Below are 1,154 nucleotides of genomic sequence, written 5' to 3'. Positions count from 1 at the left end.
GCCCAAGCCAAACTCGCCTACCACTACGAAAAAACAGTCGTCCGCGACCACGAAGACCGCGGCATCCACATCGACCACAGCGCACGCGGCGCCGCCGCAGCCATCGCCATCAACCGCCGCCAATCCACCCACGGCGCCTGCAGCTACCTCACCTCCTGCCGCATCCTCAACGAAGACACCCCGCACCTGGCCCACGCCTTCGAACAAGGCGAGCTCACCGAACGCCAAATACTGGCCATCACCGCACCACTGCAAGAAATCGACACCAACCCACGCCGCGAATTCGACGCCCTCTTCGCCACCCACCCCGACATGTTCACCAACCTCGGCCTCAACGCCATCACCGACACCGTACGCAAATTCACCGAACGCCACCAAAGCAGCGAAAAAGCCATCCAAGCCGAAGACGAAGCCGCCAAACGCTACATCCGCTTCCGCAAAGGCAAAAACTGCGTCATGCTCAGCGCCAAACTCCCCCTCATCGAAGGCACCGCCCTGGCCAAATCCATCAAAGCCCGCGCCAAGGCCATCCACCGCACCGGAAACGACCCCCGCACCAAGAAGCAGCTCCAAGCAGATATGCTCATCTGCAGCCAGCTCAACGGCTTCCCACCCAAAATCCCGCTGTTCCTCGACGTGAAGCTCATCATGACCGACAAAGCCCTATTCCTCGGCGACCGGGAACCAGCGAACCTGCCCGGCTACGGCATCCTCCCAGCCCAATACGCCCGCGAACTAGTCGCCGGAGCCCGAGTAGACCTCAAAGACCCCTTCCACCTCAGCCGCCACGAGGACGAGCTGAACCGCAGGATCTTCACCTTCCCCGAAATCCAGCGCATCTACACCGCCCCGGGAAATCAAGACCTCATCGCCATGGACTCCAAAGCCCGCGAATTCCCCGAAGGCCTCAAAGAGTTCATCCGCATCCGCGACGCCCACTGCCAAACCCCGTACTGCAACGGAGTCCCGGAAGAAATCGACCACGTGGTCCAGCACCACCTGAACGGGCCGACCACCGTCCACAATTCCTCCTTCCGCTGCCCGTTCTGCAACAAGGCGAAGGAACTACCCGGATGGTATGAAAAAGTCGACCCCTACCTGCCGCATTCCATCGTCATCGACACCGGAGACGGGCGGACCTACCGGTCCCTGGC

Annotated in this window: 1 protein-coding gene; it reads left to right on the top strand. The window is 61.4% G+C overall.

What is annotated here, in order from left to right; all coding sequences use genetic code 11:
• A partial coding sequence (locus tag ACT3UA_RS18925; protein ID WP_444617878.1) for an HNH endonuclease signature motif containing protein occupies window positions 1-1,154 on the top strand: 1,154 nt, incomplete at both ends.

The organism is Glutamicibacter sp. 363, from assembly GCF_052379505.1.
GTDB lineage: Bacteria > Actinomycetota > Actinomycetes > Actinomycetales > Micrococcaceae > Glutamicibacter.
Note: the sequence above shows the minus strand (reverse complement) of the source record. Positions and strands in the feature narration are given on the sequence as shown.